Genomic DNA, 24,021 nt, shown 5'->3' on the forward strand with positions numbered 1-24,021 from the left:
AGCGGTGATTGCAGACCCTGCTACCAGCCCATCCATGGCGTTGGCGAATTGCATCGGTGCGATCCTGTTCGTCATCAGTACTGAGCGCAGAATAGACCGTCTGGGTATATGCCGGTGAATTTTAAAAGAGGAGCAAAATTTTTATCTGAGAAAGGCGACGGGATCCAAATGCTTCTGGATAGGTGTGCTTTCCGTTGCGCTTGCCGGCCGTCGTATAGTCCGCCACTCGGCCGGCTTCTGCAACGGTTCGGGCGAATAGAAGGCGCTTACATGATCCAAACTTCCTCAGTTTCCTTATGCCGGACGAGAACATGGATATCGCCTGCGTTCATCGCCCGCGCCGAAAAGACTCATTAGTTGGTGCGGCTGCGTCTCAAAGCCGTTCGACGGAGGCTGTCGACCACCGCATGATTGTTTCACGATCTTTCCGATCCAACGATCGATATCCCGCCTATCAAACATTTCCGAGCCAACCGGCCGTCAACTACATCGAAGATTCTTCGACCGAGCCAAGATGTGGGAAGGGGACAGATCAGCATTTCCGGATCAGCGTCCTCAGTGATCTGGATCCATGGCCGGCGTGAGGCGTCACCATAGGCTTCAGCCGCATCATGAAATGCGCGGTCGCCTTGGGTATACATGTAGGGCAGATGGAGCTCTTCCAAGAAACTGCTGTCAAAGATGAAGCTGCCGTTCCTTGCGATTTCAGGTCGACACTATCGCAAGACCGTCATGGTAGGCATCGCTCTCCCTCCAGTTCGCCAAAATCGATAGCGGAGCAGGAACGACCGCTGTCGACCGGCGAGGTGCAGATTGCCATTTCTACAAGGCACGGCCCGCAACGCTCGAGGTCGCGGTGTAAGGCGAAAAGAGGTGCTGCCGTCTGCGACCAATCAAAACGCTCCTTGTCAATTACCTCGTGATTGAGGATCGCCAATTCGACGACGCTGCGATAGATCGTCTCCAATCGAGCCTTGATGCGCGCAGAGAAAGCCAACTCTTGAAATGATGAAGCGATTTGACATCAGCGTCGGGCACGACCCTCTGCCCCGCCACGGCGAGCCAGTCTACAAAGTGTGACCAGGCGCGATCTTCCTCGAGCCAAAAGCGGGGCTGGGTAGAGGAACTGCTGACAGGAGCATTTTTGGTATTTCTTCGGCAGGAATGCGTGAATGAACTCGCCCCCACCCGTTCCAACTACCCTCAAGCAGATCTGTAACGCCGGCGAGCTCGCTTGAACCCATTGCCATTGCGGCAATCAGATGGGGTTCGGCGATATTGCTGGCATTGACATAGCCCCCGAAGGACTGGGACGGAAGAAGTGATATGAACAGCGCTTCCTAGCAGCCTGACACTCGGCCGCTGTGGTTCCTCATCAGCTTTGGGCAGGCTGTCATCAAGATCGGTACTGTCCGGAAAGTCCAGGCGAAGGAACCGGTCAATCTAGTAGAGAGCGAAGATCCGCTTCAAGAAGTGGCGCGAGCCGCACCAGCCATTGCTGGGCGGCGTCCAAGATCCGCAAAGTCAATTCGAGCCTATCTTTCCCGGTCCTGTGATACGCCGGCCACAAAGGCCGGCGCCACGTTTGGGTGATCGCCATAAAACATCGTTTACGGCTTCTTCGCGATGAACAAAGGGTGCGCCTCACACCTCCTAGGCTAGAAGGACGATGCAGTTGACTGGCGTTCGACTTCGATCAAAGTGCGGCCCGTCGCACGAAACGTCAGTTGGTAGTCGGTGGCCTTTTCGAAGGCGCGCCCTCTCCTGCCCCAGGAATTCCTCCGAGATAACGAGCATGTCCGCCGCGGTCTTCTCCGCCGGCAGAAGATCGAAACGCTGGCTGCGCCGATATCCATAGAATTTGAGGAAGCCGCCGAAGTTGACGAGCGGGTTCCCCTCAGCGGCAGCCTCGTCCTTACGCGACAGGAGCTTCCAGATGGACTTCCCGGTGAAGTCGATGCGCGAGCCATTCTGGCCGCGTCGCCAAGCTCCAGCTTGGCGCGATGCAAGCCAACCGGCGCGCTATCATACGCCCTGCCCGCCGCGCACGAATGCGGTCAGCCCGCCGCGACAATTCGCTCGCTCGGCAACCTCCCGCTCAAGACAAGAAAAGGCCTCGCAGATGCTAGGTGATAATGGTTCATGTCAGTGAGGCCCATACGGCGGACCGCCTTCAGATCGTTGGACAGCTGGACGATTAGCGCGTAGGCGGCTTTATCAAACTGGGATTCGATCACATGGATATTCTGGCTGAGCTCGACCGCGTTCGCGTCGTTTGTCATTTCCCAGCCGGTAGGATTCTGTAATAGATCTCCTGCGGCTCGACGGCCCTGAGTACCTTGCCAGAACGGGGAAGGGCAGAGGCATCGTACGCTCTCTACAGGATAACCCTACGCGGCGACACCAATGGCAGTTAGCAAAGCAACGAGCCTTGCGGATGAGCGGGTAGCTTTCGAGGCTGCTGTGGGAAGCGTCCTCCGACGCCAAAAACGCCATAGTACCGGGCATCAAGGTCAAAGGGCGCAATATTGCGGGCCACGACGTGGAGCCCGATGATGTCCGCGAAGGAAAATTGAACGGCGCGTCGTGCCAACTCCACGCGATCTGGCGTCACTTTGCCCCTTTTGCTGCGGCACAGCGGTTGTCATTTTTTGCGTTGGCGACCCTTTCAACAATCTGCCGTGCAAGCTGAAGCAACCCTCATCATGTGAGCCATCGCGGAAGCCGCTCAGGGTTCCCCATCAGCCACTGCAAGGCAGCCATCATGTTTAGAGGCAGAAAGCGTTATCACGCCACGTACCCTCCAACAGGATCGCGCTACCGCTCGGTGAGGGGACGACAGCGGCGAAGAGGTCTTCGGCGAGATCTTCGCCTGCGCCAACGGCGTCGCTCAAAAGGATCTCATTCTGCTCATTCACGAATGAGCAGAAGAGTTGGCTTCTCGGTTCCCCGGCAGAGCAAGAGAGCCGAATAGATTAGGGCCTCGATGGGGTGCGCAATGATTATCGGAATAAGTTAAGAGGGCGGCGAGAATTTCAACAATCTCGACAAGATCAAACTTCGCCGGTCGTCTGTACCGTTTGGCCGGAGAGAGTGCGCACCTCGGGCTCACCTTCGCCCGCGCGTGGGTGCGCCATGGCGGCAGCGGCTGCGCCGAAAGGACCGTTGTTCGAATGACTTCATGGCGATGACCTATCTATTGATTGACAATCAACGCAGGCCCCCTCCCGCTTCCAGTCCTTAGCACTGGGGCAAAACTGGAAGGCGTGCGAGTATGGAGGACGGTTTCATATTATGAGTACGCGATGAGCGCGCGGCGTCGGATCACCCCTTGCTTTCCGCCTCTTGCAGTTTGTTGGGAGCTCCCAACAGAATCGCTTCCCATCGCAATTGCTATGCCGATTTGCCCTGAGCTGACGCGGCGCCTCGCATGAGTGCCATCAACATAGGGCCGAGGCTAAACTCACCCCGTTCCGCGCGAGCGGTGAGATCCCGGAGATATCCGCCCGCTGAATTTATGTGGCCTCCCCGCTCCAAAATGCAGGCAATCACCGTGGCAGCATTCTCTGGGCCCATGATTTCGCAGGCCTGCTGATAGGCAGAGGGCGACACGCCCAGCATCGAACGAACCACCACAGCAGCGGCCATCATATCGCGCCATTGGTCAATTCGCCCGCCGGGCGCGTAATCTGATATTTGCGGGCACGCTCGAACGACCATGCCAAGTGGAAATGATTTTATCGGCTCCCCTTGACGCCTCGGCGCCTGGCTCGGCTTCCGCCCCAGCTCATTTCTAGAGCTAGGTTCAAGTTCATTAAGAGGTTCGGTATTTGAATTCTGTATGTGCTGGCGGATTTCGATACCATTGGCATCGGAATTTGCTGAAAGAACCTGCGCTTCCAACATGTTGACCACACCTTCCCGCAGCAACGTCAATTCGTCCAGGAGAGCTGCCAAGTCCCCCGCCGCTCTGGCGTTCCGAAGCCGTGATACAACGGCAATAAACTGCTCCTCAACCCTTTGCCAATCGCCGGAAGCGCCTTCCTCTATTGCAGCGGAAATGAGCTTCCGAATATCCCGGCGCTCGATTGTGATTTTTTCCTTTACCACCTTCAGGCGCTGGTTTTCATCAGCCACCCGCTGAGCCATGATCGCGAGCTCTTCCGATCGCGCAAGCAGTGGAGCCAAATTGAAGCCAAAAGCGGTTTCGATGGTACCGTCCCGCCCCTTTCGCGCGTAGCGCTTGCCGTTCGGGCTATCGTTTCGGTGGATCAGACCGGCCTCGACGAGAAGAGCCAGGTTCTCCCGAAGTGTCGTGCCAGCGATTCCGTTGGCGCGAGCGGATAACTGCGCGTTTGACGGAAACACGATGAGATTGGCCCCTTCAGTCAGATTGGTCTCGGGATAGAATGACAGCAGCGCGTTGAGGACAGCCAGCGCCCGATCGCGCAGTCCAAGTAGGGTCCGCGCATCACAGGCGTCTCGGTAGATCTTCCATTTGTCGGCCGACTTGTGCTTTTTTATGCTCGCGGACTCGAATTGAGCTTTCACCAAGGCAAGCGTCATTGGCCGCCGCCCGAAGGGCGTCGCTATGCGATCAGTCTGCATTTTCCTTTACCTTTCGAAAGGCAACAGAAAACGATCACCAAAACGATGCCAAAGACTCTTGACGTGGATTCCGGGAAATGCGATTCTCTAGGTGCGAACTAATTGAGAAGGGCTTCCGGGATTTGTTTCGGGGGCCTTTTTCTTTGCCGTGTGAGTTTGGCCTGTTCACCCAACACACGCTTAGCTCATCGCTCTTCTCCATTACCGTTGAGTTCTTGGAATTCCCTGTACAGCTGATCCAGCTTCGTCGAGACGAACTGCCCAAAAGCGGGGACGACCTTTTCCTCGAAGATGATAGTCGTCTTGCCTTCACGCGCCTCGACGCGTGCTGCGCGCTTTCCATGGGGCGTCTTCCAGAGGTCAGAGCTCTTAGCGCGCTCTTTCTTGCGTGGCTCGCTAAGTGCGCGTAACAACGCGTCAAAACGCGCGTCGCTTTCCAGCCTCTCCTCTGCGAAGCCCGCGAGCAACTCGTGTGCGGTGTCAAGCTTGGCGGGGGAGGCGAGATGCTCGACGAGCGTCATCCAGCGCGCGCGTCCGGCTTTCGGTGCGGGACCGATCAATCTGACTAGGTCTTGCGGGACCTGGCGGGCGATGGCGACGTAGCGGCTGACGTCCGCTTTGTCCGAGACGAGCGCCGCAATGATCGTCGGCCGGTCGCATCCGTCATCCTCCAGGTTTTTTGCAAAGAAAGCCTTCTCGATGAACGACAGATCTTTCCGGTCGAGGTTTTCTCGGCCCTGGGCGACATATAGCTGGCTATCCGACAAGTTGCGAACGATCGCACGCACGGGACGGCCCAGCTTCTCTGCCGCTTTCAGACGGCGCCGGCCGTAAGCGATTTGGAATCGTCCTGGCGCCTGAGGGTTTGGCCGCACAAGGATCGGAACCTGCTGGCCATGTTCTGCGATGCTTTCGACAAGAGCGTCGAACGCAGGATCGACTTCGATGGGGATTCGATCGACGATCTTGGACGTATCGATTGACGCCGGTTCGATCGAGATGACCGCTTCACCTTCGGCAAGCTGCTGCTGGAGTTTGGAGGCCTGTTTGGCGTTTTCCGCCATCTCATGGAGCGACGAACCCATGGCCGAGATTGCGCCAGTGCGCACGCGGTCGCCTGATTTGGAGGCTGATGAAGCGGGAGCAACCGGCTTCTTCAGGAAGAGAGAGTCGATCGAATCCTTCCTGCTCACATTTCCTCTCCTATTCTATTCCGACTGCGAGTTTCGCTCCTTGTTGGGAGCTCCCAATAACCAGGCCGGCAGGGGAACATGGCGGTGAGAATGTCCATCACGCGCGGCTCCAGGCCTGCTTGATAAGGGTCTCGATCTCGACATTGACGGCGTCCAGGGCTTCCATCGCCCTGTCGTAGGTGGATCTGGTGAGATTTTCGCGTCCAATCTCATAAAGTGTTTGCTTCGTAAGACCGGCATCCGACACGGCCGCGGACTTAACCATCGGGTTCGTGAGGACGTGGTCGTCGAACAGATTGCGGAGGAGGGCGGCGACCTTGGTTTGTGGTGCATCTTGTGGCTCGAACCGCGTCAGCAAATAGCGGACGAAATCATACTTGAGGTCGCCACCTGCCTCCCGAACGACACCGAGGAGGTCTCGGGTCATCATCAGAAACTGGCTCATCGACGAGACGTCGAGCATTTGTGGGTGTACGGTCACGATCATCGCTGTGGCCGCGCACAGCCCACTCAGGGTAAGGAAGCCGAGCTGGGGCGGACAATCGATCACGACTACATCGTAATTGTCGGCAACACCGTCGAGCGCTTCTGCCACACGCGCGAAAAAAAGCGTTTCACCGCTACCACCAGCGCTCAGAGCCTTTGGAGTTGTGTGCTCGAACTCCATGAGCTCAAGATTACCGGGCACGAGATCGAGCCCGTCGAAGTAGGTAGGGCGAATTACCTCAGATAAATCGCGGCGCTCCTGGTCATATCGGATGGCAGCATAAAGTGTCTGATTGGAAGCAACATCCAGTTCCGGAAGAACGCCGAGCAGGGCCGATAGGCTCGCCTGTGGATCTAGATCCACAGCGAGAACGCGATAGCCCTGTAACGCGAGATATTGCGCAAGGTGAGCCGACGTCGTCGTCTTGCCTGATCCCCCCTTGAAGTTCGTTACCGCAAGAACCTGAAGATGCTCGCCCGGACGGCGATGTGGGATAAAGTCAACGCTGCCGCGGCCGCGGGTCGAATGGGCCAGCAGGTGTCGTATTTGATTTATCTCGGACAAGGTGTAGAGTCGCCGACCGTTGCTAGTCGTTTCCGGCTGCGGACCTTCGCCAGCCAGGGTCATCTTTCTCAACGTGGAATCGGATACACCCATCAGCCGGGCGGCTTCGCCGGATGTGAATTTTCGCAGGATCTTGTGAGAAGTAGGTGGAAACAGTGCTTCGCTCATCGACTGAAGGTGCGAGCTCAGCAGATCGGCCTGCGCGCCGATAGTCTCGTCGACGCTGGGCAAGGCCTCGCGGTTATTATTCGTCGCCACGCTCACGTTGAAATCTCTCATCACGGTTTTATCGCCAGAACAGAATATTTACCGTGACGATACCCGAAACGCTTTTGCTGGCAAGGTCTTAATGGTTAACGGCTGCTTAACACAAACGAGGCGACGAGATAGTCACGCGCAGATTTCTGATTTGTTTTCAAGCGTTTATCAAGGTCATGACCCTATTGCGTTCCCGATCTGTTTATCTGTGAATCCTACAACCCCTGCAATGGGCGTTTTGCTTCAAAGCAGCCTGAACCGCCCCGACTCAGAGATCAACGGATCGCGACTCACTCGCCAAACATTGTAGGATTCGACAACTGACGCCCGATTCCTATTCGTGCTGAGTTTCTGTCGTTCAACAACGACGGAGAGATTCATGCAGATTCTAGCGATCTCGAAACCAAAGAGTCATTCTGAAACCCAGCTGCTTCAAAACCATCATCAGCTCCGTGCGGCGGTCTTCTCCAACCGGCTGAATTGGGAGGTGAAGGTCGTTGACGGCTGCGAGGCAGATGCATTCGACGCTCTGGGCCCGAACTACATTCTGGCCATCTCCACAGGCGGACGACTAGCGGGCGCCGCACGCCTGCTTCCTGCTACCGGCCCGACCATGGTGGCGGACGTGTTTCCCTCCCTGCTTCCCGAAGGTCGGCTGAACGCCCACCCCGGTATGATCGAAAGCTCCCGGTTTTGCGTCGACACCACGCTCGAAGAGGGGAGGGGAGACGGTACCTTGCACGAGGCTACAGTCACCATGTTCGCCGGGATCACTGAATGGTGCGTCGCGAACGGCTTCTCCGAGATCGTCACGGTGACCGATCTCAGGTTCGAGCGAATTCTCGCTCGTGTGGAATGGCCGCTGCAGAGATTGGGCAAGCCTCAGAAGGTCGGCGTAACGACCGCCGTCGCAGGCACGTTGCCTGTGAACGCTGGGATCTTCGAGAGGCTACGGCCACCGAACTACCGATCCAACCTCAAAACCTTCAGCCAAGCAGCCTAAAGGAGACCGCCTTGAACCAGCTTCGCTCCCATCCCCGGCTCGTGCGCAAACTTCAGGAGGCGCTTGGTGATCAGCTCTGCGCCGCCCTCGACGATGCGACCGTTGTGGAAATCATGCTCAATCCGGACGGAAAGCTCTTCATCGAACGGCTCGACCAAGGCGTTACGCCGGCCGGAGAAATGTCCTCCGCGGCCGCAGAAATGGTGATCGGAACCGTCGCTCATGCACTTCAGTCAGAAGTGGATGACGAGCAGCCCATCATATCCGGGGAGTTGCCGATCGGCGGCCACCGGTTCGAAGGGCTACTGCCCCCGCTGGTGGCTAAACCCGCCTTCACCATTCGGCGCCGAGCGTCGCGGCTCATCCCGCTCAACGACTACATTCGGTCCGGGGTGATGAACGAACAGCAGGCATCGACGATCCGCAGCGCCATCGCCGCACGGCTCAACATCATCATCTCGGGAGGAACAGGTTCCGGCAAGACGACGCTCGCGAACTCGGTGATCGACGAAATCGTCAAATCCGCGCCAGAAGAGCGGCTGGTAATTCTCGAGGATACCGCCGAGATCCAGTGCGCGGCTGAAAACGCCGTTCTCCTGCACACGAGTGATACCGTCGACATGGCGCGTCTATTGAAGAGCACGATGCGCCTTCGGCCTGACCGCATCGTCGTCGGCGAGGTCCGCGATGGCGCTGCGCTCACATTGCTCAAGGCGTGGAATACCGGCCATCCCGGCGGGGTGGCGACAATCCACTCGAACAGTGCCATGTCGGCGCTTCGACGACTGGAACAATTAACTGCCGAAGCAAGCCAGCAGCCGATGCAAGAGGTGATCGGTGAGGCGGTCGACCTGATCATCTCGATCGAGCGGACGCCGCGCGGACGAAGCATCCGCGACGTAATTCAGGTCGAACGTTTCGCACGCGGCCAATACGAAACCGAGTCCGATCAGCTCACCGAAGAAGAGGAGGCGCGTCATGTCGCGTAAGGTTTCCCTCTTCACCATCGCGCTCCTTGCGGCCCCTATCGTGCTCGCCTCATTTGATCCGGCCCTCGCCAGCTCCTCGGGCGGTGGTCTGCCTTGGGAAGGACCGCTGCAGCAAATCCAGGAGTCGATCACAGGTCCGGTTGCGGGTGCCATTGCGCTCGCGGCGATGGCGATAGCCGGCGGCATGCTGATCTTCGGCGGCGAGCTCAACGATTTTGCGCGCCGTCTCGTCTACGTCGTGCTCGTGGCAGGGATCCTTCTCGGAGCGACCCAGATTGTCGGTCTATTTGGTTCGACCGGTGCGTCGATTGGATTGACGAACGAACGGCCCAATCCGACCACCATTGGGGAGGCGGCCAATGGCTGAGTCGCTAACCGGACTGCACCGCAATCTCATTCATCGGGCTCTCTCCCGTCCGAATCTTTTGATGGGAGCAGATCGCGAACTGGTGCTGCTCACCGGGCTTGCCGCCGTCATTCTGATCTTCGTCGTCCTGACGATCTATTCGGCAATCTTCGGCGTTGCTGTCTGGATCCTGATCGTGCGGGTTCTCAGGATGATGGCGAAGTCCGACCCGCTGATGCGCCAGGTCTATGTCCGGCACATTTCCTACAGGCCCTACTACAAGCCGACGAGTTCGCCTTGGCGCCGGTACTGAGGAGGCGCCCATGGTAGCTCTGAAACGCTTCCGGGCCACAGGCCCATCCTTTGCCGATCTCGTTCCTTACGCCGGTCTCGTCGATAACGGCGTTCTTCTTCTGAAGGACGGCAGTCTCATGGGGGGTTGGTACTTTGCCGGCCCGGACTCCGAAAGCGCGACCGCTCTCGAACGCAACGAGCTGTCGAGGCAAATCAATTCAATCCTCTCTCGGCTCGGAAGCGGCTGGATGATCCAGGTCGAGGCGATCCGCATACCGACCGTAGACTACCCGTCCAACGATCGGTGCCATTTCCCCGATCCCGTGACACGCGCGATCGACGCCGAGCGCCGGGCGCATTTTGCGCGCGAACAGGGACATTTCGAGAGTAAGCATGCAATCGTTCTCACCTACCGGCCGCTGGAGTCGACGAAGACGGCGCTGAGCAAATACATCTATTCGGACGCGGAAAGCCGCAAGAAGTCCTATGCAGACACGGTGCTCTTCGTGTTCAAGAATGCCATTCGGGAAATCGAGCAGTATCTTGCGAACAACCTTTCGATTCGTAGGATGGAAACGCGTGAGGTCAGTGAACGAGAGGGGACGCGAAGTGCCAGATACGACGAACTGCTGCAGTTCGTTCGCTTCTGCATCACCGGTGAGAGCCATCCGATCCGGCTTCCCGACGTTCCCATGTACCTCGACTGGATTGCGACAGCTGAGCTCGAGCATGGGCTGACGCCGAAGATCGAGAACCAGTTTCTCGGGGTTGTCGCAATCGACGGATTGCCGGCGGAAAGCTGGCCGGGGATCCTAAACAGTCTGGATTTGATGCCGCTCACCTATCGGTGGTCGTCGCGCTTCATCTTTCTCGATGCCGAGGAGGCGCGACAGAAGCTCGAACGCACCCGCAAGAAATGGCAGCAGAAGGTCCGGCCCTTCTTCGATCAATTGTTCCAGACGCAGAGCCGATCCGTTGACCAGGACGCCATGACCATGGTTGCCGAGACCGAGGACGCAATTGCACAGGCTTCATCGCAACTGGTCGCCTACGGCTACTACACGCCAGTGATCGTGCTGTTCGATCACGACCGCGAAGCTCTCCAGGAGAAGGCGGAGGCGATCCGACGGCTGATCCAGGCCGAGGGCTTCGGAGCCCGGATCGAAACGCTCAACGCCACCGATGCGTATCTTGGCAGCCTGCCGGGCAATTGGTACTGCAATATTCGCGAGCCATTGATCAACACCAACAATCTGGCCGATCTTATCCCGCTCAATACGGTCTGGTCAGGTAGCCCCGTTGCGCCATGCCCGTTCTACCCGCCGGATTCGCCGCCGCTGATGCAGGTGGCCAGCGGCTCCACACCGTTTCGCCTCAACCTGCATGTCGACGACGTTGGACATACCCTGGTGTTCGGTCCGACGGGCTCCGGCAAGTCGACGCTTCTGGCGCTGATCGTCGCGCAGTTTCGGCGCTACGAGAACGCCCAGGTCTTTGCCTTTGACAAAGGCAACTCACTGCTGCCGTTGACGTTGGCGGGTGGCGGCGACCACTACGAAATTGGCGGAGACAACGAAGGGGAGGGAAGGGCGCTTGCCTTTTGCCCTCTCTCCGAACTCGGAAGTGATGCCGATCGGGCCTGGGCGAGCGAATGGATCGAGATGCTGGTCGCGCTGCAAGGTGTGACCACAACGCCCGATTACCGCAACGCCATCTCCCGACAGGTTGGCCTGATGACAACCGCTCCGGGCCGATCTCTCTCGGACTTCGTGTCTGGCGTTCAAATGCGCGAGATCAAGGACGCGCTCCACCATTACACTGTCGACGGTCCGATGGGCCAGTTGCTCGATGCCGAGCAGGATGGTCTTTCGCTCGGAGCCCTGCAGACCTTCGAGATCGAGCACCTCATGAATATGGGTGAGCGCAATCTGGTGCCGGTGCTCACCTATCTGTTCCGGCGCATCGAAAAGCGCCTCGATGGCTCGCCAAGCCTGATCGTGCTGGACGAAGCCTGGCTGATGCTCGGTCACCCCGTTTTTCGCGCAAAGATCCGCGAGTGGTTGAAAGTGCTGCGCAAGGCGAACTGTGCCGTGGTTCTCGCCACACAATCGATCTCGGACGCGGAGCACTCCGGGATCATCGACGTCCTGAAGGAATCCTGCCCGACGAAGATCTGCCTTCCGAACGGTGCGGCGCGCGAGCCGGGAACGCGGGAATTCTACGAGCGCATCGGCTTTAACGAGCGCCAGATCGATATCGTCGCTGGCGCGACCCCAAAGCGCGAATATTATGTCTCAACACCAGATGGCCGGCGCTTGTTCGACATGACGCTCGGCCCTGTCGCGCTGAGCTTTGTCGGGGCCTCAGGCAAGAACGATCTAAAGAGTATCCGGGCGCTGATTGCCGAGTACGGCCGCGACTGGCCAATCCACTGGCTGAACACGAGAGGAGTTCACGATGCCGCATCGCTGCTCAATTTCGAATAGATGGATGACGGGCTTAAGCGCCCTCGCAATCGGATTTGCTACCATGGCGCCAGCCGAGGCTGGCACCGCCACCGGCGCAGCAACTGAGTGGACACAGGTGCTCAACAACAGCGAACTGGTTTCGCTTGTCGGTCAATCCGGGGAGCAGATCCAGAACCAAGTGACGCAGATCAGCCAGCTTAGCCAGCAGATCGAAACGCAGCTGAACATCTATCAGAACCTGCTTCAAAACACAGCGACCCTGCCATCTCACATGTGGGGACAGGTCGAGAGCGACCTCAACCGGCTTCGCAGCATCGTTGACCAAGGCCAAAGCATATCGTTCTCGATGGGTAATGCCGATGATGTCTTGCAGCAGCGCTTCCAGAGTTATGCCAATCTCAAGACCAACCTTCCGAATGCCGCCAGCTTCTCGTCCACATACCAAACCTGGTCAGATACCAACCGTGACACGATCGCCAGTACATTGAAGGCGGCAAGTCTCACGGCCGACCAATTCGACAGCGAGGAAGCCACGATGTCTTCGCTGCGCTCGATGTCCGAGACCGCCGACGGGCAAATGAAGGCACTCCAGGTCGGTCACGAAATCGCTTCGCAGCAAGTCGCGCAGATGCAGAAATTGCGAGGGCTCGTCTCACAACAGATGACCATGATGGGCACCTGGCTCCAGACCGAGCAGACTGACAAGGATCTCGCACAGGCTCGCCGGGAAAAGTTCTTTAGCGCAACTGCACCTTCAACGTCCGGCGGCGAAAGGATGAAAGTCGAATGGTGAGCATGCGCGCCACAACAAGCTTTCACGTGCTGCGCGCCGCAGTGTTGATCGCCGCACTTGCGGCGGTGGCAGCCCAGCCTGCATTCGCCCAAGAAGGATCGGTGCTAACATCACTTCAAAACCAGATCTCGACGGCTGCCAAGGGGTGGGAGACCACCGTCATGGATGCTGCGAAATCGTTGTTCCGGATTCTCGCGACGATCGAGATTGGCATTGCAGCCGTCTGGCTGGCCATCCAGGCAGCATCACTTGATAGCTGGTTCGCAGAGCTGGTGCGACGGATCATGTTCGTCGGCTTCTTCGCCTTCGTGCTCGGACAGGGGCCGACCTTCGCCAAGGCTGTGGTCGACAGCCTTTTCCAGATTGGGGCTGGCGGTGGAACTGCTTCACCTGCCGACGTCTTCAACGCTGGCCTCGCCGTCGCAACGAAAATGTCGGAGAATATCCAGTTCGGCCTCTTCGAGGACAACGCGCTCGCGATCTCGGCAGCATTCGCCATGGTCGTCGTCGTCATCTCATTTTCGCTTGTTGCCGCGATTTTCGTGAGTGTGATGGTGGAGATGTATATCGGTCTGCTCGCCGGCATGATTATGCTCGGGCTTGGCGGATCATCCTACACCAAAGATTTCGCAGTCCGTTATTTGGTCTACGCTTTCTCGGTGGGAATGAAGCTCATGGCGCTTGTCATGATCTCGCGTATCGGATCGGAGGTCCTGATCGGACTCGCGAACCAACCCGATATCGGAGACCAGTTTCGAACTGCCTTGGCGATAGCCGGTATAGCCGTCGTCATCTTCATCATCGCAAGCTACGTTCCGAACATCATGCAGGGCGTAGTGCAGGGGGCATCGGTTTCCGGAGGGATGGAGGCTATTCGCCACGGCGGCCAAGCCACGTCCTTCGCCGCAGGCGCCGGTTTTCTCGGAGCAGGGGCGGCTGGAGCCGGATTTTCGGCAGGCCAAGCGGCTCGAGCCGCGGGCTCGTCGGTCATCGGGGCTGCCTTCAAGGGCGTCGGCGCCGGCATCGGCTCGGCCAGCAGAGCTGCAGGATCCGCAGCCAAGGAGAAGGCGATCGGCTCGCCTGGCGCGTACGCGGGATCGATCCTAGGGCTCGCAAACGCCAAGCTCGAGGAAAGCCGCAGTGGCCACAGCGCCGCCAAGCGACCACCCGAACGCAACGACTAACAACAAGAGAAGGGGATGATCGAATGGGCGCCAAGAACGCTCCCGAAAACCCGTATCTCGCCGCACGCCAGGAATGGTCGGAGCGATATGGCTCATACGTCAAAGCCGCGGTCGCCTGGCGGGTGGTCGGGATTCTCGGCATGACAATGGCGGTGATCGGCTTCACTTACGCCTTGTATTTAAGCACACAGGTTAAGCTCATGCCCTACATCGTCGAGGTCGACAAACTCGGAACCTCTGTGACCGCCGGCTTTCCAGCACAAATCGAATATGCTGATGTGCGCGTTGTCCGCGCGACCCTTGGCAACTTCGTGAGCAGCTTCCGTTCCGTCACGCCCGATGCAGTTGTGCAGAAGCAATATATCGACCGGACGTACGCACTCCTCAGGACTTCAGACCCGTCCACCGAGAAGATCAATGCCTGGTTCCGCGGCAATTCGCCGTTCGAAAAGGCGAAGACCTCGACGGTTGCGATCGAGGTCAACAACATCGTCGCGCTCTCAAACCAGACATATCAGATCGACTGGACCGAATATGAGCGCGACCGCAAAGGCATGGAGATGGGCACGCGCCGGTTTCGGGGCATCGCGACGGTCACACTGACCGCGCCGCAGGATGAGGCGACAATCCGCCTCAACCCGATCGGTCTATACGTCCGCGATTTCGACTGGACGGCACAGCTTTAAGGGCAGGAAAACTCACATGCACAGAACAGGATTAATAACGGCCGTCGGCTTGGCAGGACTCGCGCTAGCGAGTGGCACATGTGCGCAAAGCATGACATCGAACGAGGTAAAGGGCACCAGCATTTCAAGGAAGTGGCGCGGCACGGCAGGTCTCGTCACCACCGGTCCGGATGGTAAGGTTATCTTCCTCTTCGGCGAAACCCAACCCTCGGTCGTCTGCTCACCGCTGCAGGTCTGCGATATCGAATTGCAGAGCGGCGAGATTGTCCACGACGTGCTTGTCGGCGATACCGTGCGTTGGAAGGTCGAGCCAGCGACCTCGGGGGCGACCGGCGGACAGGCGATCCATTTGATCGTCAAACCGTCCGAAGCCGGCCTGGTGACCTCCATGGTTGTTACGACGTCGCGACGCACATACCATATCCAGCTCAAGTCGCATCCGAGCCAGTACACGGCCCGGATTGGTTTTGAGTACCCCGATGATGTTTCGACCAAGCTCGCTGACATCAATGCGCAGCTTGAAACCGGCATTCCAGGTACCGCACCCGATAAGCTGAACTTCTCCTATTCGGTAAGCGGCAGCGCCCCTTGGAAACCAAAACGGGTCTATTCCGATGGAGCAAAGACCTACATTCAGTTTTCAAAGTCAATCGCTGGCCAGGACGCTCCGGTCCTCTTCGTTGTCTCCGGCGGCCAGAACCGCATCGTCAATTACCGTATGAAGAACGACATGATGATCGTCGATTACGCGGTCGACAAGGCGATCCTCATTTCCGGCGTGGGATGGTGGCAACAGAAAATCACGATTAAGCGGGGAGGGTGACCATGGGCAAGCTAATGTTAGCCCTGATCGCGGCCGCCTTTCTTGCCGGTTGCCAAACGGCCGATGACGCACTGACCACCGGCACGACGCAGACGGCTGTCACAGGACCGGCCGCAAGGGCCGTTGCGGGCGACATGGCCGGACGGCTGGCCGAGCAAATCGGCTCTGCCGGGACGACAACGATCAAGATGAAGAACGACCAGTCAGAGTTTGCGACCGCCCTCGAGGCAGCCCTCAAACGAGGGGGATACACCGTCGTGGCAGACAACAGAGGCCGGGACATGAAGCCCCTCGAGCTTGCCTATGCGATCGACAGCATTGACGACCAAGTCCTCGCGCGGGTGACCACTGCTTCCATAGCGATCAGCCGCGCTTATAACCTGACGGCGGATGGCGCCACGCCAGTAAGCCCTCTGTCGGTCATGCAGCGCAATTAAGGAGGGGACCATGGTGCAATCGCTCCAACTCGGCGCATCCAGCCAGGCCCACGATCAGAACGCCATGCGTCGCCTCAACCTTCTGCCGATCATCCTCACTATTGTTCTTGTCGCGCTGTTTTGCGGCATCGTCGTGATCGGCCTGTCATGGCGAGGGCTTTCCTTCAACCGAGGTAACGACATCGACAGCGCCTCCAACACGCCAGCGACCAATTTCGGCGACCAGCTCAAGCGTGGCGTCACCGACGGCATCGTCGGCGAACCGGTTGAGCACGACACGTTTCAGCCGACACCTGTCATCGAGCAGAAAGTCGAGAAGGAAGAGCGTGTTGCCGAGGGGCGGCCGGTCGAGCCGGAGGACCGGCGTTCCCGTATGGAGTCAGACGAGGAATGGAAGGCGCGTCTGAAACGTGAGCAGGACGAACAATATGTTCGCGAAGCGCAGCGCCAACGAATGGCGCGACTTCAGGCACGCGCGACGGCGCTGGATTCGCCGCTTAAGGTGGACATCTCAGACGCGAATAGAGCGTCGGCAAACAGCAAGGATATCGGTCGCCAGAACCCCGACAGAAGGACCAACAACGCCAGCGATCTTTATGCGGCCGCGATGAAAGCCGGCTTTATGGGGCAGAACGTCGATTCGAACGCCCAGAGCTCGAAGGAGGATTTTTTCAACCAGGACATCCAAGACCTCGGCTATCTGCCGAACCAGGTCGTGCCGCAGATGTCTCCGTATGAGCTCAAGCGCGGCTCGGTGATCCCGGCCACGCTGATCACCGGCCTGAATTCCGACCTGCCGGGACGTATCACCGCGCAGATCAGTCAGAACGTCTATGACAGCGCCACCGGATACCGCCTTCTCGTGCCGCAGGGCACCAAGCTCTTTGGCCGCTACGACTCGAAAATCTCGTTCGGTCAGGAGCGGGTTCTCGTCGTCTGGACTGATCTCATTTTCCCGAATGGCTCGACGCTGCAGATCGGCGGCATGGCCGGCACCGATGCCGAGGGCTACGGCGGGTTCGAAGACGAGGTCGATCGCCATCTCTGGCAAACATTCGGTTCAGCCGCCCTGATCGCGCTGATCGGGGCCGGGATCGATATGTCCGTGCCGCAAAGCTCAACGCCTGCAGCGCAGGAAACCGCTTCTGACGCGGCAAGACGGAATTTCGGAGAAAGCTTCGGCCGGACAGCCGAGGAGACGATCTCTAAAAACCTGAACGTCCAACCGACGATCCGCATACGCCCTGGTTATAAATTCAATGTCCTTGTGGATCAGGATATCGTTTTCCCGTCAGCCAACAGCGACCGTTCAGAGCCTCGCAGATGGTTTTAAGAGGTGTGGACCGGTGATCCGCCAAGCGGTAAAATCTTCCATTCTTTGGTCATAGTTTAGATAGACCAGAGCTTGAATACTCGGAGAACGTAATTAGTCATATTTGTGCGCCACTGAGGCATCGCCAGCAGCCTTCGCGAATCCGAGTCCGGTTGCGCATGGGCCGGCGCTTAGCCGGCCCTGGTGTAAGTACCACACACTTGCGCAAGGCAGGAAAAAAGTCAGTGGACGAAGACTTTCGCTCTCTTATCGATATGGCCGAAGCCTCGCACAACGAACGTATGATCAAGAACGCAGTCAAGAGTTTTGCGAAGGCATGCGGATTTGAGCGATTTGCCTATCTGCAAACCGAAGGCGCTGAAGTAAAAACGTTCAACTCTTATCCCAGGCCGTGGGAGGGAGTGTACCTTGCCAATCGCTACGCGCGGATCGACCCCGTCGTGACGGAGGCCAAGCGCCGGATGGATATGTTCGCATGGACGGCCGACGATTGGCCGGATCGCGGCTCCTCCGAACTCCGGCAGTTTCGCGACAAGGCGGTCGAGCACGGTATTTGCAGTGGTGTGACCATTCCCGTTGAAGGAAGCTATGGCTCTACGGTGATGCTGACACTAGCGTCATCGGAGCGAAAGTCGGAAGTACCGAGACTGCGCGACGCTCGAAAGGCAACGCAGGCTGTCATGGCGATACACTACTGCCTGAAGATAGTAGGTGCGGCATCGGTCGTGGCGCCGAGACAGGCGCTTTCTCCACGGGAGGGGAGGTGCCTCATGTGGGCGATGAAGGGGAAGAGCGTACCGGAAATCGCTATGATTACCGGCATCAATGCCAGAACGGTCCAACACTATCTGGACAGTGCGCGTCGGAAGTTCGAGGCCAAGACCATTCCTCAACTCGTCGCCATCGCGAAGGATCGTGGACTATTCTGATCGTCAGTCCTTTTCCCCCGACGGAACAACAGGGACATAGCCAAGGGCATCAAGGATCTCGGAAAGTTCTTCCTGCTGGCCTTGAGCCTGTTTCTGCCTCGCAAGATATTCATCCTGCAGGGTCTGAGCAACATCACTTGAGACTAATGGATCGCCGCTGGCCCGAAGCCATTCCTCGTAGACAGCTTCATCGGCGTCGAGCAGGCGCCGATGTTCCAGGATTGCTGAGACTGCCAAGGCCTCCAGCTCGTCCTTCTTGAGCGAACTGTAGCGCGAGCCTGCCTCGTTGCGCGCAGGTTCTCCGGATGCAGTACACTCGGTCATCCGCATGTCCTCAACACATCATCACCACTCAAATACCATGCTACCCACCGCATATAGCGTTTGGGCCGCGGCTGCACGGCCTGAATCCTCGACAAGCGGTTTTCACCGACTCGGAAAGATAACAGGCGAGGACCAATAACACGCACCGCGCGGATTAGGAACTATACTTCCTGGAAGAACAGTTTCAATTCAGGTTCCGCTCACGCCATGGATCTCAACCAGGTCATGGCGACAAACTTGCGTCGAATACGTCATGGCAAAAAGCTGACGCAGGAAGAACTCGCCCACCGCACTGGTCTGAGCATGCGCCATATTGGCTCCATCGAGCGCGGCAAAACGTCGGCCACTCTCACCGTCCTTGGCCAGATCTCAGAGGCTTTGGACGTCGACCCAAGGGAATTCTTGTCAGTAGCCGGTCCCACCTCACAGGCGCGTCGGACCTAGGCGTTGCGGATCCGTTCGGCGATCTTTTGTACTTTCTCAAACGCTGACGCAAATTCAGGCTTTTCGCCATACACCATTTCACCGAGCAACTTGACATAGCCTTCCGCGAACTTCCCGTCCCTGGCCACAACATCATACGCGCGGAGCGTTTCAGCCCTGGGATCGGCCTTATACGCTGCATATTCGCCGCCTCGGCTTTCGGCGTCAGCCTTCATCGTACTCAAGGCGATCGCGGCCGCTTCATCCACATCATAGTGGCCATCCATTCGCGATAAATCGTAGACGTGCCGGACAAGCGTGTGGTCGAGGGGCTCAACCCCAGCGAAAGCTGAGCCGGCCCGACGCCCGATGGCAACGAACTTGTCTGCTGCGGTTTCCACCAGTCTCACACATGCGACATCTTCGGCTTTCGCAGTCGCGCCCGTGGCTTCGGCAACAAAGGAAGAGACGGAACGGCTTTCCGAGGCGGTGCAAATGGGAAATTCGGCCAACTCGATCTTGATCTCCGGGCGCAAGACGCCCTCTCCTTTTGCGATAGCTTCATAAGGCAGATCGTAGCGGACGTACCGGTCATTTTGCTTGACGACATAATTGCGGTCTGCCGCAAAACCCGCCGCTTGAAGCCGGTCGTTCACCTCGCCTCGCAGGCGCTTGAGCGCGCTGCGAGAGTTTGCTTTTTCGCCTATGATGTGCAGGTCGATGTCCTCGGACATCCGTTCAAGCAGGCGATATGCGCGGCCCAACGCTGTTCCCCCACCAATGCCAAAGTAAGCCCATCGACCTGTACATCGTGTATGGCAGCCCCGCTTGGCGCTTCAATTAGCCTTTCGATGTGTCGGGTTTTTGCCCCTATCACTTTCCGCCGATCCTTGACAGGTCAATCCGCATTTCAGCTTTCCCGACTTCTTGCGACTCCCGCGGCTCCACATCGGTCTGCGCAGGAGTTTCCTCATCCGCAGGCTCAGTTTCCCCGCCGTCATTCGGCTCAGCCTGATTCGTGATCGGGCCGCCCGGATCTTCCGCCTGAAACACACTGACGCCTTCGAACTCGCCGGTTTTCCAAGCAAAGACCGCGTCCTCGAATATCTGCGGGAAGGCGTCGGCGCTCTTCGGGTTGCCATACCATTTCGCGACGATCCTCATGATCTTGGCGAACATCACCGTTCCCATGCGCAGGTTCTGGCAAGCATCGACCAAATCTGGTTTGAGATCGGCCGGGTCCTTGACGCCCACACCGGCCGGAAACTGCGTTAGACCGACACGAACGACAGCCTTGCCGGCATATTGGCGCACGATGTCCATCGCCTCGTCTGGGGATCTGGCCTTCGGCACGAGGATCAACCGCCCACCGGAGCGGACGGTCACGGCGAGTGGATCGGCAGACGCCGCCGCCGTGACGAACTGCTCGACGATCGCGGGTTTCAGTGAAGGGTCGGCGCAGTCTTTGATCAGGGCGGCGTCGAGCATGGGGCCTCCTCGGCATCACGTGTTGAAAGAAAAAACGAGCGGTTTGGAAAACAGCTTTGCCCAGGCGGCGGTGCTGGCCCGCTGGATGGCCACGATAGACGTTCCCTTAGTCCACCAGCCGTTGCCGACCGCAACAATTACATCGGGATCACCGAGCATCGATTCCAAGGCCGGCCAGACGAGCAGTTGCTCGTAGCAGATCAGCACCACCACCCGGCCGGATCCAACCGCCACGACCGGGTTCGCAAAAACGTGCGCTTTCGAGCCGGCGTTACCGCCGAAGAGCGGCTCCCAAGGCTGCCACATCGAGCCGGGAACGGGCATCCGTTCCCGATAGAGGATCCGACTGTCACCCGCAGATATCGCGACAACCACGTTATCGTATCCGACCGCGTCGACGACTGCAGCACCCGCCAGGACGGTCACGTCATGTCCGGCCAGCGCACGTTTCCAAAGCCGTTCGACCGTCGACGTCCAGAAGCCCAAGGCACTCTCGGGAAGGACGATGATTCGAGAACCGCCCGACGCTCGTTCGGTGACCGTTGTAATTAGATCACGGTGGCGGGCCATGCTGGTGTCCCGCCCGAGCGACGCACCAAATTCGAGATCGACGCCCCGCCAGGCTTCCGGTAGCTTCGGTTCGGTCCAGAATGCGGCGGACCAGAGCCAACAGCCCGTAAGGCCTATGGCCACAGCTGGCCAGAGGCGGGAAACGAGGCCTGCCAGGCCGGCTGTCATGGCGGCCAGTCCCAACCATCCCCATCCCGGAAACAAGACGCCTGCGGCCGTGATGGGATGCGCCCACCCGGTAATGCCGAAAGGGGGGACTGCCATCAGGACGGCCGCCAGAAGATAGCGGCCCGGATGAGGGCCAGTCTCCTTCGCCCATAGCAGCGCATGCACCGCCACAAAACTTGCGGAGGCAGCCAGCCACAGCAGCAGGCCCCGCCAGATATCCGCGGCATAGAACGTGGCCACACCTTGCGGCAGGCCGCGCGACGCCGACAGGAAATATGCGGCGGAAACCAACGTTGCCGTCAATCTCGTTTTCGACAGCGACCAGAGGACTGGAAAGCCGAGCGCCAGCGGCAACAACAGAACTTGGCCGCTCCATGCCACCGTTCCGACGCCGACCGAAGCGATGGTAAGCAACGCTGGACAACCCCAATTATGGCGCATAAGTCAGCACCTGACGCGCCAGACCGAGAATGCCTAATGCCGGCACAGGCCCGAAGTAACGGGAGTCAAACGAGCCGGCGAACGATGAATGCAGGAAGACCTCACCGCGCGGCACCACGCCGCCGGTAAACCGTGTCAGCGGCCGACCTTCTCCGTCTTTTTCGGCGACAGCGGAAGCACGAACGAGGCGTCGATCGACGGTCACCTCGGCCGCGATCTCGACCCGCTGGCCGGCGACCGCGACCACCGACTTGATCAGCGGCGCGAAGTGGCCGGGGCAAAGACCGGCGCGGAGATAGCCCCGCGCTCTCGCTACGCGCGTAGCGGCTGTATCCGGAGGGCAGATGAACACCAGGTCGCCCACACCAGGCGATCGGTTGAGTGGGACAATCCGCCAGACGCCGAGCGGCTCGCTCGGGGTCAAGTTGATGCGATAGCCGCCGAATAAACCGGCCAGCCCGACGACTACGACGGCGGCAGCCGACACCGACAGAGTGATAGCAGCTTGTCGTCGCTGCGCCATCGCTCGCACGCGTGTTGGAACGGGAAGCGTCATTTGAGCGAGAGCCCCTGGCTCCTGGTTTGCCGCAGCGTCTCGGCCTGCTTCAACGCTTCGGTCGTGCGTTCATGCGCGGAAAGTTGCTGCATCGTCCGCATAAAGCTCCAGGCGGATTGCACCTCCGCCTTCTGGCCGAGAGACATGGTTGAGGTCACTGACTGGAAGGTCTGACCTGTCGTGTCCTTGGCGGCGAGCGGCAAGAACGTGCGTTCGCCGAAACGGGCCGATACGGCTCTCGCGAAGCCTTCGAGTTCTGCTTTCACCATTTTGTCGGCGAGCGCGTATTCGAGGCCTAAGGGAAGGTCGTTGCAATCGATGGCGTCACGCACGCGTTCGAGCGTCTGCTTTGCCGCCAGCGACAGTGCCGGAATGTCGAGAGAGACCTTCAAGCGGACGGCGCGCTCCTCGGCTTCATATTTGTGTTCTGCCTCCTTGCGCTGACGCAGATAGCGTTCCAAGTTCCGGGCAAGCGCTGGCGCATTGGTGACGGCCTTCTCACGGACCTGCTTGTCCGCGCTGCCAACAAGAGGGCCGGTCTCGCCTTTCAGCCCACCAAAGGTCTCCGGCGCGGAACCGAGCTTGGCGATCGTAGATTTCGAGGGCGCCTCGTTCTTCAGCATCGCATTGACGTTGACAGCTTTGAACGCGTCTTCCGGCTGAGCGTAGACGAGATGGAAGCGCGCTGAGACTTCCTCCCATTGCTTCTTCAAGCCGGGGTCGGCGGCAAGTCGGTCTTCGACGGCCTGTTCCAGCGATTTTGGGAACGTGGTGACGCCCGATACCATGGGTTTTGCCTCCTTGATGCTGTGCGATCGAGTGGTCTTGGCCGCGCGGGCGGACAGAGCAAGCCTGCTGGCGATCGCCGCCAGACGCGCGCCAAGCTCGGTGAGCTTCGACTCTTGCCGGACCGCCCATTCGAGCCGGTCGCGAACGACCGTGCGTGCGACGTTAATGAGGTGAAGGCCACGAGCCTCGGCGAAGCGAAGGGCTTGGGCGTAGAAGCGGCCGCTTGCATAATCGAGCGTCGTTTCTTTGGCTTGTCTGCGCGACAGGATCGGGATCAGTCCGCCTACCTTGGCGAAGGATCGGCGGCCGTAGTAGAGACCTAGGTCCTCACGGTGACGAGTCATGGCCACGTAGGTGAGATGGCGGTCAAGCGACAGGGACGCCAGCACCTTCACCCGATCGACGGTGGCACCCTGGCTCTTATGGATCGTGGTGGCATAGCCGTGATCGAGATTTGCATAGAAGCGTTGCTCGACCGTGACCTGGCTGCGATGTTCGCCTTCTCCGACTTCCGCGACGATACGCCCGGGCGCCGCTTCAAGGACCTTGGCCAGCATGCCGTTCTTGATCCCGAGCGAACTCTCGTTCTTTAGGAACACGATCTGGTCACCGGCTGCGAAATTTCGGTGACCGTCTTCGGTTCGGAAAGCAAAACCGTCGGCGACGAGGCCGCGTTCGACGAGCTTTGCGCGAGCCATGTCGTTGAGCATTCGGACGTCACGGCGCAAGTGCGCAAGAATGAGACTCGACTTTTGCGGATCATAGTCGCGGTTCCAATCGGCAATCAGCGCCTGCACGACATCGGCCTTGAGATCGGCTCCGCTGACGCGGCCCTGGGCGCGATAGGCTTCGACAGCTCTTCCGATA

The 24,021-nt window shown here is 58.8% G+C and carries 23 protein-coding genes; 13 read left to right on the forward strand and 10 right to left on the reverse strand.

The window, feature by feature from the left end; all coding sequences use genetic code 11:
• Positions 1–2,768 precede the first annotated feature (2,768 nt).
• From BN77_RS35640 to repA, 4 genes are all read right to left on the reverse strand, one after another.
• Positions 2,769–2,894 carry a hypothetical protein gene (locus tag BN77_RS35640; RefSeq protein WP_268871461.1) on the reverse strand — a complete coding sequence of 42 codons (126 nt, stop codon included), beginning with the start codon at positions 2,892–2,894 and terminating at the stop codon, positions 2,769–2,771.
• Between the two features lie 499 nt (positions 2,895–3,393).
• Positions 3,394–4,608, reverse strand: a complete 1,215-nt coding sequence (gene repC / locus BN77_RS30470; protein WP_007539585.1) for a plasmid replication protein RepC — start codon at positions 4,606–4,608, stop codon at positions 3,394–3,396.
• 185 nt (positions 4,609–4,793) lie between these two features.
• Positions 4,794–5,801 carry a plasmid partitioning protein RepB gene (gene repB, locus BN77_RS30475; protein WP_007539588.1) on the reverse strand — a complete coding sequence of 336 codons (1,008 nt, stop codon included), beginning with the start codon at positions 5,799–5,801 and terminating at the stop codon, positions 4,794–4,796.
• 97 nt (positions 5,802–5,898) lie between these two features.
• On the reverse strand, positions 5,899–7,131 hold the full coding sequence (gene repA / locus BN77_RS30480) for a plasmid partitioning protein RepA (RefSeq protein ID WP_085989880.1): 1,233 nt from the start codon (positions 7,129–7,131) through the stop codon (positions 5,899–5,901).
• Between the two features lie 358 nt (positions 7,132–7,489).
• Here repA and traI point away from each other — a divergent pair, with 358 nt between their 5' ends.
• From traI to BN77_RS30540, 12 genes are all read left to right on the forward strand, one after another.
• Positions 7,490–8,113 carry an acyl-homoserine-lactone synthase gene (gene traI, locus BN77_RS30485; protein ID WP_007539592.1) on the forward strand — a complete coding sequence of 208 codons (624 nt, stop codon included), beginning with the start codon at positions 7,490–7,492 and terminating at the stop codon, positions 8,111–8,113.
• A gap of 11 nt (positions 8,114–8,124) precedes the next feature.
• Positions 8,125–9,102: a P-type conjugative transfer ATPase TrbB gene (gene trbB, locus BN77_RS30490; protein WP_007539593.1), complete on the forward strand. Its 978-nt coding sequence runs from the start codon at positions 8,125–8,127 to the stop codon at positions 9,100–9,102.
• Positions 9,092–9,469, forward strand: a complete 378-nt coding sequence (locus BN77_RS30495) for a TrbC/VirB2 family protein (RefSeq protein WP_007539595.1) — start codon at positions 9,092–9,094, stop codon at positions 9,467–9,469. Before trbB ends, BN77_RS30495 begins: the two co-directional genes overlap by 11 nt.
• A complete protein-coding gene (locus tag BN77_RS30500) occupies positions 9,462–9,761 on the forward strand; it encodes a conjugal transfer protein TrbD (protein WP_007539597.1) in 300 nt (99 codons plus the stop codon). Before BN77_RS30495 ends, BN77_RS30500 begins: the two co-directional genes overlap by 8 nt.
• Positions 9,762–9,771: 10 nt before the next feature.
• Complete coding sequence (locus tag BN77_RS30505; RefSeq protein WP_028749344.1) at positions 9,772–12,228, forward strand: conjugal transfer protein TrbE; 2,457 nt, start codon at positions 9,772–9,774, stop codon at positions 12,226–12,228.
• Positions 12,200–13,003: a P-type conjugative transfer protein TrbJ gene (gene trbJ, locus BN77_RS30510; RefSeq protein ID WP_007539602.1), complete on the forward strand. Its 804-nt coding sequence runs from the start codon at positions 12,200–12,202 to the stop codon at positions 13,001–13,003. The genes BN77_RS30505 and trbJ overlap by 29 nt, the downstream gene beginning before the upstream one ends.
• The gene (gene trbL, locus BN77_RS30515) at positions 12,997–14,187 is read left to right on the forward strand and encodes a P-type conjugative transfer protein TrbL (protein ID WP_007539603.1); all 1,191 of its coding nucleotides are present in this window, start codon (positions 12,997–12,999) and stop codon (positions 14,185–14,187) included. Before trbJ ends, trbL begins: the two co-directional genes overlap by 7 nt.
• Before the next feature lie 23 nt (positions 14,188–14,210).
• On the forward strand, positions 14,211–14,873 hold the full coding sequence (locus BN77_RS30520; protein ID WP_007539606.1) for a conjugal transfer protein TrbF: 663 nt from the start codon (positions 14,211–14,213) through the stop codon (positions 14,871–14,873).
• Between the two features lie 16 nt (positions 14,874–14,889).
• A complete protein-coding gene (trbG, locus tag BN77_RS30525) occupies positions 14,890–15,696 on the forward strand; it encodes a P-type conjugative transfer protein TrbG (protein WP_007539607.1) in 807 nt (268 codons plus the stop codon).
• 2 nt (positions 15,697–15,698) lie between these two features.
• On the forward strand, positions 15,699–16,133 hold the full coding sequence (trbH, locus tag BN77_RS30530) for a conjugal transfer protein TrbH (protein ID WP_028749346.1): 435 nt from the start codon (positions 15,699–15,701) through the stop codon (positions 16,131–16,133).
• A 10-nt stretch (positions 16,134–16,143) separates the two neighbouring features.
• Positions 16,144–17,466: an IncP-type conjugal transfer protein TrbI gene (trbI, locus tag BN77_RS30535; RefSeq protein ID WP_007539610.1), complete on the forward strand. Its 1,323-nt coding sequence runs from the start codon at positions 16,144–16,146 to the stop codon at positions 17,464–17,466.
• Positions 17,467–17,690: 224 nt separating this feature from the next.
• A complete protein-coding gene (locus tag BN77_RS30540; RefSeq protein ID WP_028749347.1) occupies positions 17,691–18,395 on the forward strand; it encodes an autoinducer binding domain-containing protein in 705 nt (234 codons plus the stop codon).
• 3 nt (positions 18,396–18,398) lie between these two features.
• On the opposite strand, the gene BN77_RS30545 is transcribed toward BN77_RS30540, so the two are convergent.
• Positions 18,399–18,719 (reverse strand): transcriptional repressor TraM, encoded by a 321-nt coding sequence (locus BN77_RS30545; RefSeq protein WP_007539614.1) that lies wholly within the window; start codon positions 18,717–18,719, stop codon positions 18,399–18,401.
• 207 nt (positions 18,720–18,926) lie between these two features.
• Between BN77_RS30545 and BN77_RS30550 the strand changes: the two genes are divergently transcribed.
• Positions 18,927–19,163 carry a helix-turn-helix domain-containing protein gene (locus BN77_RS30550; RefSeq protein ID WP_007539616.1) on the forward strand — a complete coding sequence of 79 codons (237 nt, stop codon included), beginning with the start codon at positions 18,927–18,929 and terminating at the stop codon, positions 19,161–19,163.
• Here BN77_RS30550 and BN77_RS30555 read toward each other — a convergent pair.
• The 5 genes from BN77_RS30555 to BN77_RS30575 all read right to left on the reverse strand — a co-directional run.
• A complete protein-coding gene (locus tag BN77_RS30555; protein WP_007539618.1) occupies positions 19,160–19,906 on the reverse strand; it encodes a nucleotidyl transferase AbiEii/AbiGii toxin family protein in 747 nt (248 codons plus the stop codon). The genes BN77_RS30550 and BN77_RS30555 overlap by 4 nt on opposite strands.
• 109 nt (positions 19,907–20,015) lie before the next feature.
• Positions 20,016–20,630 (reverse strand): TraH family protein, encoded by a 615-nt coding sequence (locus tag BN77_RS30560; protein ID WP_007539621.1) that lies wholly within the window; start codon positions 20,628–20,630, stop codon positions 20,016–20,018.
• Positions 20,631–20,645: 15 nt separating this feature from the next.
• Positions 20,646–21,809, reverse strand: coding sequence for a conjugal transfer protein TraB (locus BN77_RS30565; RefSeq protein WP_007539623.1), 1,164 nt, complete (start codon positions 21,807–21,809; stop codon positions 20,646–20,648).
• Complete coding sequence (gene traF, locus BN77_RS30570) at positions 21,799–22,365, reverse strand: conjugative transfer signal peptidase TraF (RefSeq protein WP_007539625.1); 567 nt, start codon at positions 22,363–22,365, stop codon at positions 21,799–21,801. The genes BN77_RS30565 and traF overlap by 11 nt, the downstream gene beginning before the upstream one ends.
• Positions 22,362–24,021 (reverse strand): BID domain-containing protein (locus BN77_RS30575; RefSeq protein ID WP_040679119.1); only part of this gene is annotated, 1,660 nt, incomplete at its 5' end. The genes traF and BN77_RS30575, both read right to left, overlap by 4 nt.

Origin of the sequence: Rhizobium mesoamericanum STM3625 (genome assembly GCF_000312665.1) — a bacterium.
In the GTDB taxonomy this organism is placed as follows: domain Bacteria; phylum Pseudomonadota; class Alphaproteobacteria; order Rhizobiales; family Rhizobiaceae; genus Rhizobium; species Rhizobium mesoamericanum.